Origin of the sequence: Vogesella aquatica (assembly GCF_028548455.1) — a bacterium.
Classification (GTDB): Bacteria; Pseudomonadota; Gammaproteobacteria; order Burkholderiales; family Chromobacteriaceae; genus Vogesella; species Vogesella aquatica.
The window spans coordinates 45,855-66,963 of record NZ_JAQQLF010000019.1; the positions used below are offsets into that span (position 1 = coordinate 45,855).

General features: G+C 62.5%; 19 protein-coding genes. 12 read left to right on the forward strand and 7 right to left on the reverse strand.

All coding sequences use genetic code 11. The features are described 5' to 3' along the window. Positions 1-256: 256 nt before the first annotated feature. The gene (gene mfd, locus PQU95_RS14290; RefSeq protein ID WP_272752626.1) at positions 257-3,652 is read right to left on the reverse strand and encodes a transcription-repair coupling factor; all 3,396 of its coding nucleotides are present in this window, start codon (positions 3,650-3,652) and stop codon (positions 257-259) included. A gap of 229 nt (positions 3,653-3,881) precedes the next feature. Here mfd and PQU95_RS14295 point away from each other — a divergent pair, with 229 nt between their 5' ends. The 11 genes from PQU95_RS14295 to PQU95_RS14345 all read left to right on the forward strand — a co-directional run bounded on the left by PQU95_RS14295 (position 3,882) and on the right by PQU95_RS14345 (position 13,009). After that, on the forward strand, positions 3,882-7,082 hold the full coding sequence (locus tag PQU95_RS14295; protein WP_272752627.1) for a sensor domain-containing protein: 3,201 nt from the start codon (positions 3,882-3,884) through the stop codon (positions 7,080-7,082). 69 nt (positions 7,083-7,151) lie between these two features. Then, positions 7,152-7,898, forward strand: coding sequence for a 23S rRNA (guanosine(2251)-2'-O)-methyltransferase RlmB (gene rlmB, locus PQU95_RS14300; RefSeq protein ID WP_017509973.1), 747 nt, complete (start codon positions 7,152-7,154; stop codon positions 7,896-7,898). A gap of 160 nt (positions 7,899-8,058) precedes the next feature. Then, positions 8,059-9,564 carry a multicopper oxidase family protein gene (locus PQU95_RS14305; protein WP_272752628.1) on the forward strand — a complete coding sequence of 502 codons (1,506 nt, stop codon included), beginning with the start codon at positions 8,059-8,061 and terminating at the stop codon, positions 9,562-9,564. A 3-nt stretch (positions 9,565-9,567) separates the two neighbouring features. Beyond that, entirely contained in the window at positions 9,568-9,873 is a 306-nt protein-coding gene (locus PQU95_RS14310; RefSeq protein WP_017509975.1) for a metal-sensitive transcriptional regulator, read from the forward strand. Between the two features lie 14 nt (positions 9,874-9,887). Continuing rightward, on the forward strand, positions 9,888-10,094 hold the full coding sequence (locus tag PQU95_RS14315) for a heavy-metal-associated domain-containing protein (protein WP_272752629.1): 207 nt from the start codon (positions 9,888-9,890) through the stop codon (positions 10,092-10,094). 148 nt (positions 10,095-10,242) lie between these two features. After that, positions 10,243-10,620 (forward strand): 30S ribosomal protein S6, encoded by a 378-nt coding sequence (gene rpsF, locus PQU95_RS14320; RefSeq protein ID WP_017509977.1) that lies wholly within the window; start codon positions 10,243-10,245, stop codon positions 10,618-10,620. An 18-nt stretch (positions 10,621-10,638) separates the two neighbouring features. Continuing rightward, positions 10,639-10,938 (forward strand): primosomal replication protein N, encoded by a 300-nt coding sequence (gene priB / locus PQU95_RS14325; protein ID WP_272752630.1) that lies wholly within the window; start codon positions 10,639-10,641, stop codon positions 10,936-10,938. A 4-nt stretch (positions 10,939-10,942) separates the two neighbouring features. Next, positions 10,943-11,170 (forward strand): 30S ribosomal protein S18, encoded by a 228-nt coding sequence (gene rpsR / locus PQU95_RS14330; protein ID WP_017509979.1) that lies wholly within the window; start codon positions 10,943-10,945, stop codon positions 11,168-11,170. 23 nt (positions 11,171-11,193) lie between these two features. Next, positions 11,194-11,643, forward strand: a complete 450-nt coding sequence (rplI, locus tag PQU95_RS14335; RefSeq protein ID WP_272752631.1) for a 50S ribosomal protein L9 — start codon at positions 11,194-11,196, stop codon at positions 11,641-11,643. 152 nt (positions 11,644-11,795) lie between these two features. Next, complete coding sequence (locus tag PQU95_RS14340) at positions 11,796-11,978, forward strand: hypothetical protein (protein ID WP_017509981.1); 183 nt, start codon at positions 11,796-11,798, stop codon at positions 11,976-11,978. Positions 11,979-12,184: 206 nt separating this feature from the next. Next, entirely contained in the window at positions 12,185-13,009 is an 825-nt protein-coding gene (locus tag PQU95_RS14345; protein ID WP_272752632.1) for a hypothetical protein, read from the forward strand. A gap of 99 nt (positions 13,010-13,108) precedes the next feature. Here PQU95_RS14345 and PQU95_RS14350 read toward each other — a convergent pair whose 3' ends face one another. Together PQU95_RS14350 and PQU95_RS14355 are read right to left on the reverse strand one after the other, a co-directional pair. Continuing rightward, the gene (locus tag PQU95_RS14350; protein WP_272752633.1) at positions 13,109-14,164 is read right to left on the reverse strand and encodes a GNAT family N-acetyltransferase; all 1,056 of its coding nucleotides are present in this window, start codon (positions 14,162-14,164) and stop codon (positions 13,109-13,111) included. A 145-nt stretch (positions 14,165-14,309) separates the two neighbouring features. Next, positions 14,310-17,195: an FAD-binding and (Fe-S)-binding domain-containing protein gene (locus PQU95_RS14355; RefSeq protein ID WP_272752634.1), complete on the reverse strand. Its 2,886-nt coding sequence runs from the start codon at positions 17,193-17,195 to the stop codon at positions 14,310-14,312. Between the two features lie 80 nt (positions 17,196-17,275). Between PQU95_RS14355 and PQU95_RS14360 the strand changes: the two genes are divergently transcribed. After that, positions 17,276-17,827, forward strand: coding sequence for a hydrolase (locus tag PQU95_RS14360; protein WP_272752635.1), 552 nt, complete (start codon positions 17,276-17,278; stop codon positions 17,825-17,827). A 463-nt stretch (positions 17,828-18,290) separates the two neighbouring features. On the opposite strand, the gene PQU95_RS14365 is transcribed toward PQU95_RS14360, so the two are convergent. From PQU95_RS14365 to PQU95_RS14380, 4 genes are read right to left on the reverse strand one after another with little or no spacing between them, the layout of a single operon-like run. After that, positions 18,291-18,722, reverse strand: a complete 432-nt coding sequence (locus PQU95_RS14365) for a hypothetical protein (protein WP_272752636.1) — start codon at positions 18,720-18,722, stop codon at positions 18,291-18,293. Beyond that, a complete protein-coding gene (locus PQU95_RS14370; protein ID WP_272752637.1) occupies positions 18,719-19,660 on the reverse strand; it encodes a Nudix family hydrolase in 942 nt (313 codons plus the stop codon). The genes PQU95_RS14365 and PQU95_RS14370 overlap by 4 nt, the downstream gene beginning before the upstream one ends. Positions 19,661-19,698: 38 nt before the next feature. Beyond that, positions 19,699-20,577, reverse strand: a complete 879-nt coding sequence (locus PQU95_RS14375) for an ATP-binding protein (protein ID WP_272752638.1) — start codon at positions 20,575-20,577, stop codon at positions 19,699-19,701. 12 nt (positions 20,578-20,589) lie between these two features. Continuing rightward, positions 20,590-21,108 (reverse strand): GNAT family N-acetyltransferase, encoded by a 519-nt coding sequence (locus PQU95_RS14380; RefSeq protein ID WP_272752639.1) that lies wholly within the window; start codon positions 21,106-21,108, stop codon positions 20,590-20,592. Between the last annotated feature and the right edge of the window lies 1 nt (position 21,109).

Below are 21,109 nucleotides of genomic sequence, written 5' to 3' on the forward strand. Positions count from 1 at the left end.
ATCCCTGTCGGTGGCCCGCAGTGCACCAGGTCATGCATACCTCGGGCAATGCCGGGTTATTTTGCTCGTAATTTATAGATATTGCTTGGGCTTATAGCAAGATGACATGTTGCGATGCGTCAACTTCATGCCGCATCTGTCATCCCATGCGATGTGCTGGCGGGCTGCCGAGTGCGGCCAAAAAAACAGCCCGAAAAGGGCTGTGGGATGAATGAGCAAGTTGGCGCTATAGCATGCGCGGGCGGGTGCTTTCCGGCTAGCTTAGCTCTTTCATCAGCTCTTTCACGCGCACGATGCGCATCGCCACATCCGGTATCGGGCTTTCTACCCGCAGCTTGTCCTGGCCCGCCAGCTTGTAGTTACGCTTGCTCTGGATCAGCTGGATGATCTTCATCGGGTCGATGGGCGGGTTGGGCACGAAGGTGAGCTGGATGGCCACTTCGCTGGCGTCCAGCTTCTGGATACCCATCTCGCGTGCGGCCAACCTTAGGCGGTGGCTTTCGATCAGCGTTTTCACGTTTTGCGGTGGCAGGCCGAAGCGGTCGATCAGCTCCTCGTGGATGGTGTCGATGTCGTCTTCGCTATCGCAGGTGGCCAGCCGCTTGTAGATCACCAGCCGCTCGTGCACGCCGGGGCAGTAGTCGTCCGGCAGCAGCGCCGGGCTGTGCAGGTTGATTTCGGTGGTCACGCCCAATGGCGCGTCCAGGTCCGGCTCGCGCCCTTTTTTGAGGTCGCGCACCGCTTGCTTCAGCATTTCGGTAAACAGGCTGAAGCCGACCTCCTGCATCTCGCCCGACTGCCCCTCGCCCAGCACCTCGCCGGCGCCACGGATTTCCAGGTCGTGCATGGCCAGGTAGAAGCCGGCGCCCAGTTCTTCCGACGCCTGGATCGCTTCCAGCCGCTTTTGCGCATCGCGCGTCATGCCTTCGCCGGTAAGCAGGTAGGCATAGGCCTGGTGGTGGCTGCGGCCAACCCGGCCGCGCAGCTGGTGCAGCTGCGCCAGGCCGAACTTGTCGGCGCGGTTGATCAGGATGGTGTTGGCGTTGGGGATGTCGATGCCGGTTTCGATAATGGTGGAACACAGCAGTACATTAAAGCGTACCTGCAGGAAGTCGCGCATCACCTGTTCCAGCTCGCGCTCGCGCAGCTGGCCGTGGGCCACGCCGATGCGCGCCTCCGGCACCAGCTCGGCCAGCTTTTCGCGCATGTTCTCGATGGTGTCCACCTCGTTGTGCAGGAAGAACACCTGGCCGCCGCGCTTGAACTCGCGCAGCATGGCCTCGCGGATAATGCCGTTGTTGATGGGGCTGACAAAGGTTTTGACCGCCAGCCGGCGCGATGGCGCGGTGGTGATGGCCGAGAACTCGCGCAGGCCTTCCAGCGCCATCGATAGCGTGCGCGGAATCGGCGTGGCAGTCAGCGTCAGCACGTCCACGTTGGCGCGCAGGCGTTTGAGCTGTTCTTTCTGGCGCACGCCAAAGCGGTGTTCCTCGTCGATGATCACCAGCCCCAGGTTTTTGAAGCTCACATCCGGCTGCACCAGTTTGTGGGTGCCGATGACGATATCGATGCTGCCTGCGGCCAACCCTTCCATCGCCTGCTTCACTTCCTTGGCGCTCTTGAAGCGCGACAGCTCGGCAATGCGTACCGGCCAGTCGGCAAAGCGGTCGCTGAAGTTCTGGAAATGCTGCTCGGCCAGCAACGTGGTGGGCACCAGCACCGCCACCTGCTTGCCGCCCATCACCGCCACAAAGGCAGCGCGCAGCGCGACTTCGGTTTTGCCAAAGCCCACGTCGCCACACACCAGGCGGTCCATCGGGCGGCCGCTGGTCATGTCGTGGATCACCGCCTCGATGGCACTGGCCTGGTCGGGGGTTTCCTCGAAGCCGAAGCCGGCGGCAAAGGCGTCGTAATCGTGGTGGTTCAGCGTAAAGCTGTGGCCTTCGCGCGCGGCGCGCTGCGCGTACAGGTTCAGCAGCTCGGCGGCGGTATCACGCGCTTTTTCGGCGGCCTTTTTCTTGGCCTTGTCCCAGGCCGGGCTACCCAGCCGGTGCAGCTGCACATTGTCGCTGGCGTGGCCGGCGTAGCGGCTGATCAGCTGCAGCTGCGCCACCGGCACGTACAGCGTGGCGCCTTCGGCGTACTCCAGCTGCATCATCTCGGTTTCGCCTTCGCCCAGGTCGATAGACACCAGGCCCATATAGCGGCCGATACCGTGCGATTCGTGGACTACCGGGTCGCCCACTTTCACCTCGGCCAGATCGCGCAGCATGGCGTCGTTGTTGGCCGCCGTTTTGCGGCGCTTGCCGTGGCTGCGGGCGATGTGCTGGTACAGCTCGGCTTCGGTGACGATGGCGATACCGGCTTCGTGCAGCTCGAAACCGTTAAACAGCGGCGCGTGAATCAGGCCCAGCGCGACTTTGCCATCGGCAAAGGCCTGCCAGCTGTCTACCGGCTGTGCCTTGATGCCGTGTTCCTGCAGAAAGTGCTGCAAGGTTTCGCGCCGGCCCAGGCTTTCGGCGGCAATCAGCACGCGGCCGCTGTAGCGGCGGCTGAAGTCGGCAAGCCGGGTGAGCGGGTTGTCGGCGCGGCGGTCTACCGCCAGCTCGGGTAGCGGCAGGTAGCCGCAGTCGCCGCTGCCGGACATGTCCAGCCGGGCGTACGGTTTGATGGCGCCCATCAGCTCGTCCGGGCGCAGGAACAGCTCGGCCGGGGCCAGTACCGGGCGCTCCGGGTTGCCGCCGGCCATATTGTGGCGGCTTTGCGCATCACGCCAGAAGTCCTCGGCGGCGGCCATCACATTGCCGTGCAGGATCAGCTGCGCGCTGTCGCCCAGGTAGTCGAACAGGGTAGCGGTGTGATCGAAGAACAGTGGCAGGTAGTACTCGATACCGGCCGGCCACAGGTTATTGGACACATCCTTGTAGATACGGCTCTTGGACGGGTCACCGTCGACTTTTTCGCGGTAGTGCTGGCGGAAGGCGGTGACGGCGGCTTCGTCGGTGGGGTACTCGCGTGCCGGCAGCAGGCGGATCTCCGGTACCGGGTACAGCGTGCGCTGGGTGTCGGGGTCGAAGGTTTTCAGGCTGTCGATTTCGTCATCGAACAGGTCGATGCGATAAGGCAGCGCGCTGCCCATGGGGAACAGGTCGACCAGGCCGCCGCGTATCGAGAACTCGCCCGGTGCCACCACTTGCGAGACATGCTGGTAGCCGGCGGTGACCATGTCGGCGCGCAGCCGGTCTACGTCCAGGCGCTGCTTCAGCTTGAGCCAGAAGGTACGGCCCAGCAGAAAGCTCATCGGCGATAGCCGCGTGATGGCGGTGGTGAGCGGCGCAATCACCACATCGCATTCACCATTGCGGATTTGCCACAGCGTGGCCAGGCGCTCGGATACCAGGTCGCTGTGTGGAGAAAAGTGGTCGTAGGGCAGGGTTTCCCAGTCGGGCAGCAGGGCGATACGCCAAGACGGGCGGAAGAAGGGCAGCTCTGCCTTTAGGCGTTGGGCATCCTGTGCGCTGGCGGTCAGGATCAGTACAGGTTGGCCGCTATCCGGCAGCGCGGCTATCAGGGCGCTGTCGGCGCTACCGGCTGGCAGCGCCAGCAGGGTCTTCTGCCCGTTTGCGGGCCACTGTCGCAAAGTGGTGGTCATATCGCTACACATTCTCAAAGAGGCAGGTATTATAGAGCCACACCGGGCCTACAGCTGCGCCAGACAGCGACCTTCATCATGAATCCGGTGTCCCGCCCTTAAGTTCACCACAGAATGAATACAGCCAGCTTGTACAGGGGCGGGGCGGCGTTACGATAAAACAGGCAGGGGAGAGGTGGAAAAAAACACCATAGGTGCGCTGGTCGCACTGATTTTTTTTGCAACAGGCATGCTGTTCTGGCCAATTCAGTGGCTGGAAACCTTGCCGATGGCCGCATTTGTGCCCCACGCCATGATGGCGTGGCGCTTTGCCGCCGGGCGTTTTGGCGTGGTGTGGTGGTGGGGTGGCCCGGTAGCGCTGCTGGCACTGCTAACCATGCCGCTGGCCGAGGCCGCGCCCTGGACGCTATCGTTTGCCAGCATGTTGCTGGCCCTGTCCCGCGTGTTGCCTGCCGCCGATTACCGGCTGTCCTCCTTATCTTCCCTCTTCCGTTTGCAGCTGCGCTGTCTATTGCCTGCGGCCCTTCTGGTGGCCACTCTGGCCGGGGTGATGCCTGCCGCAAACTGGCCGGTGCTGGTGCAGCACTTTACCCTGGCATGGCTGACACTGGTGCTGGTGCTGCCGCTGGCGTATGCCAGCTTTCCCGGTAATGTGATGCAGCGTGACACCCTGTGGCTGATGCTGGCCACGATGCTGGCGGGTGGCCTGCTGTGGGCACTGCAGCGCCAGGCTTGTGTTGCCTCGTGTCTGCTGGTTTTTTTACCGCTGCTATTGCTGGCCGCATTGCGTGCCGGGCTGACCGGGGTGGCCGGGGTAGGGGTAACGGTGCTGCTTACCCTGTCTTTGCCTGGCTTGTTGTGGGGGCAGCCATGGCCGCTGAGCCTGAATGCAGCGGGCTGGCTACTGTTGGCAAGCCTGGTCTTGCTGGCGGGCATGGTGGCGGTATTTGGCGATGGCTACCGTCGCCGCGAGCGTTTGCTGCAAGATGTACAGGCGCGTTTTGAGTCCTTGCTGAACCAGAGCACCAGCCTGATGACGCTGAAAGACCTGGACGGCCGCTACCTGGTGGTGAACCTGAACTTTGCCCGGCTGTTTGGCTTGTCACCGCTTTACTTCAAGGGGCGTGCCGCGCGTGATGTCTTTGCTGCCGAAGAGGCCAGGCAGATTGCCGAGCACGACTTGCAGGTATTGCGCAGCCTGGAGCCACGCCAGTTCGAAGAAAACATCACGGTAAAGGGTCACAGCCTGCGCATGCTGTCCAGCGTGTTTCCGCTGTTTGATAGTGAAGGGCTGCCCTCCGGGGTGGGCAGCATTTCGGTTGACATTACCCAGCGTGCCGCCGAAGAGCGTTTGCGCCAGGAGGCAGTGGAAAAGTACCGTGCTGTCGTCGAGCAATCCATGGTGGGTATTTACATCACGCAGGAAGAAGAGCTGGTGTACGTCAACCCCAAGCTGGCCGACCTGGTGCAATACAGTGCCGACGAGCTGGTGGGCCGTCATATCGGCGTGGTGCTGGCACCGGCGGAGGCGCAGCGTATCAGCGCACAGATACGCCGCCGTATCGCCGACCGCATCCAGAACATGCACTACACCACGCGTTTGCTGCGCAAGGATGGTGAGGAAGTAGACGTCGAGGTGCACAGCCGCCTGTTCGACTACCAGGGCCGCAAGGCGATTATCGGCGTGGTAATGGATATTTCCGACCGCGTGGCCGCCAGCGCCGAGCTGCGCCTGGCCGCCACCGTGTTCGACAATGCCACCGAAGGCATTCTGGTCACCGACGCCGAGGGCCGTATCGTCATGGTGAACCAGGCCTTTACCCGCATTACCGGCTTTGGCTCGGACGAAGCCATCGGCCGTGTTTCGCGCATGCTGCGTACAGCCAACCGCGAGCGGAACCGCGCCCTGGTCGAGGCGCTGGAGCGTGACGGGCACTGGAAAGGCGAAATGTTCGACCGCCATAAAAACGGTGACCCATACGTGGCCGAGCTGTCCATCAGTGCTGTGCGGGCAACGCACGGCGGGCTGACGCACTATGTGGGGGTGTTTTCCGATATTACCGGCCGCAAGCAGGCCGAAGACCGGCTGCAGTTTCTGGCCAGCCACGATCCGCTTACCCGTCTGCCCAACCGCAGCGCCCTGATCGAAGCCATCGATAACGCCATTATCGAATCGGAAGAGGCAGTGCCGGCGCTGGCGGTGATGTTCATCGACCTGGACCGTTTCAAGCTGATTAACGACTCCTTTGGCCACCAGGCTGGCGATGAGGTGCTGCACGAAATTGCCGCCCGGCTGACCCAGTCGGCGCAGCGCTTTGGCCTGGTGGCGCGGCTGGGCGGCGATGAATTCACGCTATTGGTCAGCGATTTTGACAGCCACGAGGCGCTAGGCCGCATGGCCGAGGAAGTGTTGGCCGCATTGGCCCGCCCCATGCGGGTAGAGCAGCACGAGGTCTTTGTCAGCGGCAGTATCGGCATCAGTGTGTACCCCAACGACGGCATAGACGCCACCACGCTGCTGAAGAATGCCGACGCAGCCATGTACCGCGCCAAGGAAGCCGGCAAGAACACCTACCAGTTCTTTGATGCCGACATGAATACGCAAACCTTCGAGCGCTTGCTGATGGAAAGCGGCCTGCGCCAGGCACTGGAGCGGCGCGAGTTCGAGCTGCATTACCAGCCACAAGTATCGTGCGATGGCGTGTCGCTGCAGGGGGTGGAGGCGCTGATCCGCTGGCGCCACCCGCAGCTGGGGCTGATACCGCCTGGCCGTTTCATTCCGCTGGCCGAAGAAACCGGCCTGATCAAGCCCATTGGTGCCTGGGTGCTGCGCGAAGCCTGCCACCAGATGGTGGCGTGGGACAAAGCCGGCATGCGTGTACCGCGGCTGGCGGTGAATTTGTCGGCCCGCCAGTTCGAGCAGCAAACCCTGCTGAACGAAGTAAACGACGTGCTGGCGGTAACTGGCCTGGCCGCGTCGCGGCTGGAGCTGGAAATTACCGAATCCATGCTGATGCAGAACCCGCAAGAGGCCATCTCGCTGCTGGGCGAGTTGAAGGCGCTGGGCGTCAAGCTGTCTATCGATGACTTCGGCACCGGCTACTCGTCGCTGTCCACGCTCAAGCGCTTTCCACTGGATTACCTGAAAGTGGATCGCTCATTCATCGAGGGCTTGCCGGACGACGATGATAGCGCCGCCATTACCGAGGCCATCATCGCCATGGCGCGCAAGCTGCACTTCACCGTGATTGCCGAAGGGGTGGAAACCGCTGAGCAGGGCAACTTCCTGCGCCAGGCGGGCTGCGCCATCCTGCAAGGGTATTTCTTCAGCAAGCCGCTATCGGCCGCTGCGCTGGAACAATGGTTGGCCGCAGGGTTGCAGCACGCCACCCTGCCTGGCGTTGACGGTGACGGTGACGACGAGCTGTAAACTGCAAAAGCACAAAGGGCTGCGCATTAAGCGGTACAATGCGCGGTTCTATTGATAAGGTGATGCCTCATGAGCAACAAGAAACTCATTCACGGCTTTCATGCCGTAAATGCCCGCCTGTGGCAAAACCCGAAATCGGTGCTGGAAATCTTCCTGGCCGGCGGCCGTCAGGACGCCCGCGCCCAAGCCGTACTGGACAAGGCCGCCGGCGAAAGCGTGAAAGCCCACATTGTGGATAAAGCGCGCCTGGACAGCCTTACCGGCAACGCCCGCCACCAGGGCGTGGTGGCAATGATCGACGCCAACCAGAACTTTGTGACGCTGGACGACGTACTGGAAAACCTGTCCGAGCCGCCGCTGCTACTGATTCTGGACGGTGTGACCGACCCGCATAACCTGGGTGCCTGCCTGCGCGTAGCCGACGCCATGGGCGCACACGCGGTTATCGCCCCGAAAGACCGCTCTGCCACGCTGAACGCTACCGTGTCCAAGGTGGCCTGCGGTGCCGCCGAGGTCATGCCCTACATTACGGTAACCAATCTGGCGCGTACGCTGCGCGACCTGAAAGACGCCGGGGTGTGGATTGCCGGCACCACCATGGAAGCCGACACCGACCTGTACCATTTCGACGCCAGCGGCCCCCTGGCCTGGGTGATGGGGGCAGAAGGCGAGGGCATGCGCCGCCTGACGCGCGAGCACTGCGACGTGCTGGTGTCCATCCCGATGTTTGGCACCGTGGAAAGCCTGAACGTGTCGGTCTCGTCCGGCATGGTGCTGAGCGAAAGCCGCCGCCAGCGTGTGCTGAAACAGGGCTAAGCCGTTTCCTGGCCACGCAAGGGCCTGTCCGCTATGGCGGGCAGGCCTTTTTGCATGCGGCAAGCTTTTATTGCCATGGTGCCGGAACACCATGCCTGGTGCCTTGCCTACATACCCTTATGGGGTATATAGTGCTATGCAACTGACACAAGGAGTCGTCATGCAGCGTCGCCATTTCCTGAAAACCGCCGGCCTGTTGGCCGCAAGCTTGTCTGCGCTGCGACCGGCGCTGGCACAAAGCAGCATGGACCACGCCGCCATGGGGCACGACACGGCCCACGGCAGCGATGGCGCCATGCCAACCGCCGCCGATAACAGCCTGAAGCTGCCCAGCGGCGAACGCCTGCCGGCCTTGCAGCCGCTGGTGAACGAAAGCAGCGACGCCGGCCGCTTTGTCGGCAGCCTGCGCGCGGCGCCAGTACCGGTGCCGCTGTGGGGCGACGGTGCCAAAACCACGTTCTGGGCCTACAACGACAGCGTGCCCGGCCCGCTGATCGAGCTGTGGGAAGGCGACGAAGTGGACATCGGCTTCGAGAACGCGCTGACGCAGCCGTCCACCATTCACTGGCACGGCATGCCGGTGCCGCCCGCTGAAGACGGCAACCCGCAAGACCCGGTCGCCCCCGGGCAGCGCCGCCGCTACCGTTACACCTTGCCCGCCGGTTGCGCCGGTACTTACTGGTACCACCCGCACCCGCACGGCCATACCGCCGAGCAGGCGTACCGCGGCCTGGCCGGCCCGATCATCATCCGCAGCAAGCAGGACCCGCTGCGCCATTTGCCGGAGCGCCACCTGCTGCTGTCCGATCTGAAGCTGGACGCGCAGCGCCAGATTCCGGCCAACGATATGGCCGACCTGCACGATGGCCGTGAAGGCCAGTTCGTGCTGATCAACGGTGCCTGGCAGCCGGTGATCACGCTGGCCGAGGGCGAGCGCCAGCGCTGGCGCATCTGGAACGCCACCAGCAGCCGCATCATCAAGCTGGCGCTGCCGGCGCACGAGGTACAGCTGGTGGGTACCGACGGCGGCCTGATCGGCGTGCCGCAGCCGGTAGACAGCGTGCTGCTGTCACCAGGCGAGCGCTGCGAGCTGGTGGTGACCGGGCGCTTCAAGCCCGGCCAGCCTGCCGGCCTGCTTAGCCAGCCGTACGAGCGTGGCAAGCGCATGCACGCGGAACAAGAAAAGGACGAAGCCCTGGCCGGCATCGTGGCCTACGGCATGCGGCCAACCCTGGCGCTGCCGGCCTCGCTGCGGCCGATTGAACCGTTGGGCGCACCGGGCTTTCGCCGCAAGATCGTGCTGTCGGAAAACATGGCCGACCCGAAAGCACCGTTCCTGATCAACGGCCAAAGCTATGACATGAACCGTATCGACGGTACCGGCCAGGTTGGCCGCATCGAAGAGTGGGAAGTGATCGCCGACGCGCATATGGACCACCCCTTCCACCTGCATGGCACGCAGTTCCAGGTGCTGGCGCGCACCGTGGACGGCATCTGGGAAGACGAGCCCTTCCTGGCGTGGCGCGATACTGTCAACGTGCCGGCTGGCGGCATGGTGCGCCTGCGCTTCGTGCAAACGCTGCCGGGGCTGCGCATGTTCCACTGCCATATCCTGGAGCACGAAGACCAGGGCATGATGGCGCAAATCGACTTTCTGCCGGGGTAAGCCATGACCGAACCGCAACACGACTGCTGCCACACGCCCAAAAGCGTGGTGCAGCCGGACAAGACCGCACTGCTCAAGCGCCTGGCACGGCTGGAAGGTCAGGTGCGCGGCATCGCCGGCATGATTGAAGGCGACCGCTACTGCGTGGACGTGCTGACCCAGATTGCCGCCGCCCGCTCGGCGCTGGACGCCGTGGCGCAGCAGCTGCTGGAAAACCACCTCAAGGGCTGCGTGGCCCGTGCGGTAAACGAAGGCAATAGCGACGAGGCCATCGCCGAAGTGATGGCCTTGCTCAAGAAAATGCGTTGAACAGGAGAACAGACATGAATCAGCAAACGATCAAGGTAGACGGCATGACCTGCGGCGGTTGTGCTGCGGGTGTGACCCGTGCACTGCAGGCCGTGGCCGGCGTGGCCGAGGTACAGGTAGACCTGGCCAGCAAGGCGGTGACCATCCGTTTTGATGGCGATGCCCAGCCGGCAGCCTGGCAGCAGGCGGTAGAAAACGCCGGTTTTGATGTAATCGGCTGACACAGTTGGCCGCATGGCCGGCCAAATGCCTGAATATCCACGTGTTTGGCTTGCTAGCGCGGGCCAAACTCCGTACAATCTTCAGCTTTTAACCCTTGCCCTTCGCTATCGCGCATGACGAAGGGCTTTATAGCCACAAGGAGTTCACATGCGGCATTACGAAATCGTGTTCATCGTCCATCCGGATCAGAGCGAACAGGTTGGTGCTATGGTTGAGCGTTACAAGGGCATGGTCCTGAACGCTGATGGCAAGATCCACCGTCTGGAAGACTGGGGCCGTCGTCAACTGGCTTACCCGATCCAGAAAGTTCACAAAGCTCACTACGTTCTGATGAACGTTGAGTGCGCTCCGGAAACTCTGGCCGAGATCGAGCACGCCTTCAAATTCAACGATGCCGTTCTGCGTCACCTGACCATCAAGATGACTCGTGCTATCACCGAAGCATCCCCGATGATGAAGGACGAAAAGGCCAAGAGCCTGCTGGAAGGCCAGCAAGCTGCAGCCGAGGCTGAAGTAGCTGCCTAATTGGGCAATACTGCATCCTTGCAGAACCGACTTGAACTGACCGTTACGGTCGAGCGCGAAGATCCTTTGCGACACACCCCTGCCGGCATGCCGGTACTGGAAATGTGGCTCAGGCATCACTCCCGGCAAACCATTGCCACCCTGGAGCGCGACGTGTCCTGTGAAATACAGGCCGTAGCGATGGGGGAGCTAGCCAAAAAGCTGGCAGGGAAGGTGGCAGGAAACACCGTGCACTGCACAGGCTTTCTGAATCAGCGCAGTCTACGTAATCCGCGGTTGGTTCTACACATCGAATTTGTTGAATTTGTTAAAGGTTAATCACATGGCTCGTCAACTCTTCAAGCGCAAGAAGTTCTGCCGCTTTACCGCGGAAGGCATCAAGGAAATCGACTACAAATCCGTTGATCTGCTGAAGGACTTCATTGCCGAAAACGGCAAAATCATCCCGGCCCGTATCACCGGCACCAAAGCAGGCTATCAGCGTCAGCTGTCCGAAGCCATCAAGCGCGCGCGCTTCCTGGCCTTCCTGCCGTACACCGACCAGCATTAATTCCGGGATAAGGATACGACAAGATGCAAATCATTCTGCTCGAACAAGTTGCTAACCTGGGTGTACTGGGTGACGTGGTAAACGTGAAGAACGGCTACGCCCGTAACTTCCTGATCCCGCAAGGCAAAGCAAAACGCGCAACCGCCGCTAACCTGCAAGAATTCGAAGCTCGCCGTGCCGAGCTGGAAGCCAAACAGGCTGAAATTCTGGCAGACGCGAAAGTCCGCGCTGAAAAACTGGTAGACGCTTCCTTCACCATCGCTCAAAAAGCAGGTGTTGATGGCCGTCTGTTCGGTTCCGTAACCAACGTTGACATCGCCGAAGCTATTTCCGCTACCGGCGTTGCAGTTAAGCGTTTCGAAGTTCGCCTGCCGAACGGCCAGCTGAAGGCCATCGGTGAGTACGACGTAGAAATCGCTCTGCACCACGACGTGGTTGCTGCAGTGAAGATCGTTGTTGTTGCTGCTGTTTAATCCAGCGTAACGGCATCATCAAAAAGCCGCCTTCGGGCGGCTTTTTGTTTTTCTGCGCCGCCATGTCGCGCCGTGCAAAGCTAGCGTCCTGTTTCTGAACGATTTTCCGGCTGTCATGGCCGATAATGTGTAGACATTATCGGAGAAAAATCATGGAAACCCTGATTGTGCTGTGCGCGGTCTACTTTCTGCTGATGCCCATTGTAGGTGGTGCGCTGGCCTTTCTGGCTGGTGCTGTACGTGCCCGTCTGGCGGCGCAACCTAAAGCACTCACAGGCTGGCATCCGCTGAACCCGTACTACAAACTGTCGCCCTACCATTTCGGCAAACGCTAAGCGCGCCGGTTGGTCAAAAAATAGCCCCGCACTGCGGGGCTTTGTTTTTATTGATATCGATAATTTGCAGTGAAATTAAAGTTTCCAGTGTGCTGTTTCTATATACAGGCACTAAATTTTAAGTAAATCCCTATGGCTGGATTTTTAATGCCATTTGGTAAAAAGACAAAATGCATACCCGTTTTGACTAAATGAGGTATGCACCAATGAAAAATCAACTAAAGCTGATTGCATGCATTGGCTTGCCACTGGCGCTGGCTGCGTGCGGCGGCGGTGGTGGAGATGCTGCGGCTCCTGTGTTGCCGACCAGTTCTGCCACTACAACGGTACCAGCACCCGCCAGTGGTGATTTTACCGGTAGCGTTAGCAAACTGCTGGACACCAACGGTGTCCGCGGCGGCATGTACAGCAAGGGGCTCAGCCTGGTGGCGAATGCTACCGATCTTGTGCAGACGGCAAATGGTGCCGTTACCAAATTCTCCGCGAATTCGCTGGCTGGCAGCTACGGTGTGAAAGAAATGCACGGTGACCAATGGTATGCAGTCGGTCGCTGGAATAAAGGCACCGCCACGGTAGGTTTCACCCAAAACCTGACCCTGACCGACGCCAATGCGGCGCATTATCTGGTTTATCACCCAGCATCCAGCTCTTACGGCACGAGCCTGGCGGGAGCCAAGCTGTCTTGCGCCGATACGCATGCAACCAAGCCATCGACGGATAGCACCATTACCTCTGTCGCTATCAGTAATGCCACGGTTGCCGTGAAAGCGAACGGTACGGTAGATGCGGCATTTACCATCACCGCTGATGGCAGTAGTGGCAAGGTAAGCAAGCAGTTTGCCGGTAGCGCACTCTGGGCAAATTCGGCGTATGCCGCCGTGAACCTGGGGCTGGATGGTGCCGCAGCCGATAGCAAGAATGGCAGCCTGATGATTGGCGCGCATGAAACCAACCAGATTATGGCGGGTGGCATGTTCAGCCTGAATGGCCACCCGGCGGTGTATAGCCTGGTATGCAAGGTGGCGGTCTAGTGACGGTATCCCGATCAGGAGCCGGTAGTTGGCCGCATTAGCACGCCAGGCTACCACGCCCCTGAACAGCCCGGACATGTTAAGCATGCCCGGGCTTTTTTATTTCAGCCACAAACTCATCTGTACGCAGTCGCGGTACTGGCCGGCCTGGTAGGCGTAGCCGGTCAGTAGCGCTTCCTGCTGGAAGCCCAGCTTGCGGTACAACGCAATGGCTGGGGTGTTGCCGGCAAAGGCGGTTAACTCCATGCGGCGGTAGGGCTGGTAATCGCGTACCTGTTGCACCATGGCAGACAGCAGTGCACTGCCCACGCCACGGCCTTGCCACGCAGGCGACACGGTAATGCCCACGCCGATGATATGCGCTACCCGCGGGTTGTCGCTTGGTGCCCAGGCGCCACAGTGGCCGATGATGGTACCGCCCTCGTCGCAGGCTACCAGCACGGTGCCGCCGTGTTTGGCCAGCCGCTTTTGCCAGATGGCGGGGCTGGGGTAGGGTAGCTGCAGCGTGTTGCCGTAGGTGCTGTCGTAGGCCATCAGCGCGGCCATGCCGGCGGCGTCGCCCGGTTCGGCGTGGCGCAGGCTGAAGGCGCTGCCGGCAGGCATGCGTTCGCCAGCCTGATCCGGCGATTCACCGCGCGGCGCGCCCAGTTCACCTTCACGGAAGCGCAGCCGTGCCATCAGTACCGCGTCCTCGTATACGCCTTCGCGCAGGTTGAAGCCGCGGCTGACGCCTTCGTGGCGGAAGCCGAAGCGCTCGTACAGCGCGATGGCGCCGTGGTTGTCGTGTACGGCGTCCAGCTCGATGCGCTTCAGATCGAGCCAGTTGTCGGCGTAGTCCAGCACCGCCCGCAATAGTGCGCTACCCACGCCCTTGCCCTGCCAGTCGTCACGCACAAACAGAAAGAACAGCGCGGCGTGGCGGCGGCGCGGGCTGTGGCCGGACGGGTGCAGCCCGCCACAGCCGACCAGCTCGCCGTCGTCGGTACAGGCCACCAGCGCGTGGCTGGTTTCCGAGTAGTTGTCGAGAAAGGCCTGGGTGGCCGCCAGCGACTGGAACGGCTGTTGCAGGGTATTGCGCACCACGCCGGGGGATTGACGCAGGCGGTACAGTGCAGCCGCATCGGTGGGCTGCAGGCGACGGATGATATAAGCCATGGGGGCTCCCGGAGTTGATGGGCGGCGGCGGCGGTTGGCCGGGCCCGAAGTCCTACCTTGCCATTGCTGCATGCCAAATGGCAACTGCCCGTGCGGGCAAGCCGGCACGGGCAGCAAGGTTGGCCGCAAGCGGGCGCGTAGCCGTTTAGCGCTTGGCTTGGGTGGCGCGGTCTACCAGTACCATCAGGTGCTGGTAGGGAATGCCGCCGTGTTCCGACAGGCCGATCTCGCAGGTGGCGCTGGTGGAGAAGCCGCTGCCACAGTCGCGTACTTGCAGGCGCAGGCCGCTGAGCGCGCTTTCGTTCAGCTCCGGGTGGCTGAAGCCCTTGTCGCCGGCAAAGCCACAGCAGGTAATGCCCTTGGGCTCCAGTACCTGCGTGGCGCAGCGGCGCGCCAGCGCGTTGAGCAGGCCGGCCTGGCCTTTCTTGCGCATGCTGCATACCACGTGTAGCGCCACCTGCTCGTTTTGCGGGGTGAAGCTCAGGTGTTCAGCGGCCACGTCGTGTACAAAGCGGGTGACGTCCATCACCTGCAGGCGCGGGTCGCGGATGCCGTCCAGCAGCGCGGCGGTGCACACGCCGTTGTCGATAATCACCGGCAGGCGGCCGTTGTCGCTGGCGGCCAGCAGTGCGGCTTCCAGCTCGCTCACCTTTTTGTCGGCAGCGTCCTGTGCGCCTTTGGATTTGAACGGCGTACCACAGCACAGATTGGCCAGCCCGTCGGGGTAGACAATGCCGTAGCCGGCTTTGCCCAGCACCGAGGCCACTACTTCGTTCAGCGGGCGCTGGTCCGGCATGTGGCGCGAGGGCACGAAGGTACGGGTGAGGCACGATGGCAGGTACACCACCTGGCGCGGGCTGTGCATGTTGACGCCCAGCGTTTTCATCTTGCCAGCGGCGCGCGGGAAGTAGCGGTTCCAGCGCGGGATATGGCGGCCGCCCACCTTGCGCAGTACGCGCATCACGCCGCCGGTGGCACCGTCGCCGGCCACCGCGTGTACCACGTCCAGCGCCTTCAGCCCCAGCTTGGCGCCAGTCGTGGCGCTAGCAAAATTGTCGGCCAGTGTGTCTGCTACCGCCCAGCCCACGTCGCTGAGGCTGGCCTGGCGGATCAGGCTGGTGAGGCTGCCGGTGTTGATTCCCACCGGACAGGCAGTTTCGCACAGGCCGCAGGTGGTACAGGTTTCGTCGCCCGCGTACTGGTAGGCGGCGCGGATCTCGGCCAGACGGCCGCTATCGCCGGTTTTTTCCAGCAGCGCCATTTCACGGTTGGCCACAATGCGCTGGCGCGGGGTAAGGGTAATGGCGCGGCTAGGGCACATTACCTCGCAGAAGCCGCACTCGATACACTTGTCGATCAGCGGGCCCACCGCCGGAATCGGCTTCAGGTCGCGCACGTGCAGCAGCTTGTCGTGGGTGATGATCACGTCCGGGTTCAGGATGCCTTGCGGGTCGAACAGCGCCTTGATTTCCTGCATCAGGCGGTAAGCGGCGGGGCCCCATTCCATCTCCACGAACGGCGCCATATTGCGGCCGGTGCCGTGTTCTGCTTTCAGCGCGCCTTCGTATTCCACCGCCACCAGTTGGCACACCGCTTCGATAAACGCTTCGTAACGGGCGATCTCGGCCGGGCCGCTGAAATTGGGGGTGAACACGAAGTGCAGGTTGCCTTCCAGCGCGTGGCCGAAAATGATGGCCTCGTCGTAGTGGAACTGGCGGAACAGCGCCTGCAGCTTCAGCGTGCCTTCGGCCAGGTGCTCGATGGGGAAGGCCACGTCTTCGATGATCACCGTGGTTTCGGCGGCGCGCATCGCCCCCACGCTGGGGAACATGCCTTTGCGGATGTTCCAGTACTGGGTGTATTCGGCTACGTTGCTGGTAAAGCGGATGCCGGTTTCGGTACGGATGTGCGCAATAAAGCCGCTGATGGCCGCTACGTTGGCCGCAATGGCCTCCGGGCTGGCGGCGCGGGTTTCGATCAGGATGGCGGCGGCGTCCGGCCCCAGCGTTTTGATGAAGTCCGGCACACCGGCCTTGTTTTCTACCGACTTCAGGCTGGCGCGGTCCAGCAGCTCGGCCGACGACACCACGTCTTTGTGCTGCGCCAGAATCTGGATGGCGTCGCAGGCGGCCTTGATGTCGGGGTAGAACACCAGGGCCGAGGCCTTGTGCGGGTGCTCCACCACGGTGTGGTAGGTCACCTCGGACACAAAGGCCAGCGTGCCTTCGCTGCCCACAATCAGGTGCGCCAGCATGTCCACCGGGTCGGCAAAATCCAGCAGCGCGTTCAGGCTGTAGCCGGTGGTGTTCTTCATCTTGTACTTGCGGCGGATGCGCGCGGCCAGCGTGTCGTCGGCCAGAATGCGCGCGCGCAGTGCGCCCAGCTGCGCCAGCAGGCCGGCGTGGCTTACGCGGAAGGCGGCCGCGCTGGCCGCGTCGCCGGTATCGAGCACCGTGCCGTCAGCCAGCACCATGCGCAGCGATTTCAGCGTCTGGTAGGTGTTTTCGGCGGTGCCGCAGCACATGCCGCTGGAGTTGTTGTTGACGATGCCGCCGATCATGGCCGAGTTGATGGTGGCCGGGTCGGGGCCGATCTTGCGGCCGAACGGCAGCAGTGCGGCGTTGGCCTCGGCGCCGATTACGCCCGGCTGCAGGCGGATAGCCAGGCCATCGTCCAGCACCTGCAGGGTTTTCCAGCCGTGGCTGGCCACCACCAGGATGGAATCACTCACCGCCTGGCCGGACAGCGACGTGCCGGCGGCGCGGAAGGTCACCGGCAGCTGCAAGCTGGCCGCCTCGCGCAGAATAGTGCGCACCTCGGCTTCGCTTTCGCTTTTGATCACGATCTTGGGCATCAGCCGGTAACAGGAAGCGTCGGTGCCGTAGGCCAGCGTGGACAACGGGTCGGTAAACACCCGCCGCGCAGGCAGGGTTTCCAGGATACGTTGATGGAATTCGCGGTAGGCACCTTGCAGCATGTCACTCTCCGGTGGCGTGGGGGTGTTGGTTTTGTGGATGCTTGATGTTGCCATACTTTATAGCCTTGCCCATCAGGGGTTTGCCCTCGATTGCGACCTGCAGTTAAGCTGCAAAGTCATCTTGAGGAGCAAGCATGCTGATCAACAAAGACGATGCCACGCTGCTGGTGGTGGATGTACAGGAAAAGCTGGTGCCAGCGGTGCAGGACGCTGTTGGCATGGTGGCGCGCTGCCGCTGGCTGATTGCGGTAGCGATCGATCTGGGGCTACCGGTTGTGTTTTCCGAGCAATACCCGCAAGGCCTGGGCGAGACTTTGCCCTTGCTGTCGGCACTGGCCCCGCAGGCGGCGGTGGTAGAAAAGCTGCATTTTTCCTGCATGGAAGGGCAGTGCCTGCCTGATAGCCTGATGTCGCGCCGCCAGGTCATTGTGTGCGGCATGGAAACCCATGTATGCGTGCTGCAAACCGTGATGGGGCTGCTGCAAGAAGGCAAACAGGTATTTGTGGTGGCGGACGCGGTATCCAGCCGCTCGCTGCTGGACCGCGACTATGGCCTGCAGCGCATGCGTGACGCCGGTGCTGTGCTGGTAACGCGCGAGATGGTGCTGTTCGAGTGCCTGCGTGTATCCGGTACGCCGTTGTTCAAACAGATGAGCCAGCGTTATCTGGTGGGGGATCAGCCCTGAGTGGTGCATTGGTGCAGGCGCCGGGGCCAGAAAAGCAAAAGGTTGGCCGCATCGCTGCGGCCAACCCCTGGCTTGTTGAGATGACGGCTTGGCCGTTCTGGTTCTCCCTCTATCAAACCCTGGCGCCCCGCCTTGGCGTGGCGCATCAATCCGAAAATGAAGCCCCGAATTGGCGCATGGCACCAATTCGGGAAGCTTTTGCACCAAATTTGTGCAAAATATTTCCCTCTCCATGCTTGGTTTATTAAAACCAAGCCCAAAAAACGGGAAACAACACCTGTCGCTCCAAAGAGCACGGTATGTTAAGCAAACCATGTGCCAGCTTTATTTTTTGATAAAAAAGCATGAAGAGTCCTGTCGGCGTAGGCACTACGCTGGCAGGCCGTGTGCCGGTGCATGCTTGGCAAAGAAAATGCCAGTCAGCGCGGGCTGACTGGCAGTCTGGTGTGGTCTGGGTGCGGGCTTACTGGCTTTTGAAACGCACGCGGTAGCTGTGGTCGCTGTATTTCAGGTCCAGCAGCCAGTCGCCGCTGCCGCTGATGCAGACCGGCAGCGTTACCTTGGCCTGCCACTGTGACTGGCCATCGATAAAACGATAGCGGTTAAAGCCCATATCCATTTTTTCCATGGAAAACTCGGCAGCCGGTGCAGTGCCGCCTTGTTTGCTCAGGCTGATCAGGAATGGCTGGCTGTGGCGTGGTGTGCGGTCAAAGCGCAGCACACTGCCATCGGGCAAGGTGCAGCCCTGCTGCAGGTTGCTGCAGCTCACGTCCTGGCGCTGCAGCTCGCTGCCTTTGTTTTGCAGGTACCAGTAGATCAGCCCGGCTTTGAGCACGGCAAAGCAGATCAGGGCAATGCCGACAAACAGCCATTGCTGGCGGCTGAGCTTTTTCATTGCCAGGCCCCCCGCATTTGCGCCACGCCATGCGCGCCTGCTTGTCTGGCTGCATCAAGGTTGGCCGTACGCAGCCCGCCCAGCGCAAACACCGGCAGCGGTGCCGCCGGCGCCAGGCAGGCGGCCAGCCCGTCCCAGCCCAGCGCTGCCTGGCCGGGGTGGCTGGCGGTGGCTTGCACGTGGCCCAGCAGCGCGTAATCCAGCCCCAGCGCGGCAGCACGGTCCAGCTCGGTGCGGCTGTGGCAGGACGCGCCGACCCAGGCGAAGTGCGGGCGCGCCTCGCAAGCGGCCAGACGCTGGCTATTGAGCTGTACGCCATCCACTGGCCAGCCTTTCAGCCAGGCCGGGTCAGCGTTGACGATGAGCTTGCCGCCACGCGGGTGGATGATTTCGCTGATCTCGCCCACCAGTGCGGCCAACTGTTCGCGGTTTTTTTGCGGTTCGCGCACGATGACCCACGGCGCGTCCTGGTGCTGGGCCAGCTTGTCCAGCAGCGCATCGCGCCCGGTTTCGGCAATGCAGGTGAGGTTCAGTACGTCCGGCAGCTGCAGCGAGCGCAGGATGGGGTCGTTGGCCGGCAGCATGGGTTTTACCGACAAATGGCCGGGCTGCTGCCAGGCAAAGGCCTGGCCTTCGTGCGGCTGCGGTTCGCCTTGCCACGCCCAGATGCGGTAGAACAGCAGCTCGACTGACGCGTGTTCGTAATGGTGTACGCGGCGCAGCCACGGTGTGGCGTGGGTAACGGTGATGCCCATTTCTTCCTGGAACTCGCGAACCAGCGCGGCCAGCGGTGTTTCGCCGGCCTCTACCTTGCCGCCGGGGAATTCCCAGTAGCCGGGGTAGGGTTTGCCGGCCGGGCGGCTGCCCAGCATGAACTGGCCGTCAGGGCGCATCAGCGCACCGGCGACCACGGGAATGGTTTGCTTGTGTTCAGGCATGGTTGACTCGGTAGGCCGCAGTGCGGCCGGTATCAGGGTTAGCGGCCGACTTCGGCTACGCGTTCGGCCGGCTCGCGCCCGGCCCAGTCGCAGGCAAACTGCCAGGCTACGCGGCCGGAGCGGCTGCCGCGCAGCTGGCTCCATTGCAGCGCGGCGCGTTCGGCTTCTGCGTCCAGCGGCAGGCTGAAATGGGCCAGCCAGCCGCGCACTGCCGCCAGGTAGGCGTGCTGGTCGAAGGGGTAGAACGATAGCCACAGGCCAAAGCGGTCGGATAACGATACTTTTTCTTCGGTGGTTTCGCCGGGGTGAATTTCGCCATCCTTTACCCAGCCTTCGCGGTTTTCGCTGGCGCGCTCCGGCATCAGGTGGCGGCGGTTGGAGGTGGCGTACACCAGCAGGTTGGCCGCGCGCTGCGCCAGGCCGCCATCCAGTGCCGATTTCAGCGCCTTGTAGCTGTCTTCGCCCTCTTCAAACGACAGATCGTCGCAGAACAGGATGAAGTGCTCCGGCCGCGTGGCCACCAGCGCCACGATCTGGCCCAGGTCGGGCAGGTGGGTTTTATCGACCTCGATGACACGCAGCCCCTGTGCCGCATACTGCGCCAGCAGCGCCTTGATCAGCGACGACTTGCCGGTGCCGCGCGCGCCGGTAAGCAGTACGTTATTGGCCGGGCGGCCCGCCAGAAACTGCTCGGTATTGCGCACGATCAGCGCTTTCTGGCGCTCGATGTCGGTCAGGTCGGCCAGGCGTACGGTATGCGGCGCGTGGATGGCTTCCAGCCAGCCGCTGAGGCCGGCGCGGCACCAGCGGAAGGCCGGTGCGCTCCAGTCCGGCTCGGGAATGGCCGGCGGTAGCAGCGGCTCCAGGCGGGCCATCAGTGCTTCGGCGCGGGTAAGAAAAGCGTCCAGTTTGTCCATTGCAGCTCCGGTTCAGGCGACGAGCGGTTTTTCCAGCATTTCCAGATCCAGCGTGGCGTCCCGCGGTTGGCCAACGCCAGCGTCCAGTGGGTAAGCCTGGCGTTCGCCGGTGGGCAGGTAGCCGCGGCGCAGGTAGTAGGCGCGCAGCTCGGGGCGGCCGGCCAGCACGCTCATGCGCGCCCGCGGCAGCCGGTAGTGGCTGGCCAGCGTGGCTTCGGCGTGCGCCAGCATGGTTTTGCCGATGCCGCCGGCCTGACAGGCAGGGTCTACTGCCAGCATACCGATATAGCCGTAGCCGCTGGCCGGCTCGATGTGCACGCAAGCTACCAGCTGCCCAGCTTGCCAGCCCAGCAGTACTTGTCCGGGCGCAGCCAGCACGGTGGCCAGTTGCGCCTCGCTAGTGCGTGCACCGCGAATCAGTGCCGACTCGTGCGTCCAGCCGGCCTGGCCATCGCCGGGGCGGTAGGCCAGGTTGACCAGGCGGCACAGCGCGGGCAGGTCAGCGGCGGTAGCCGTGGTGAGCTGCAGCATG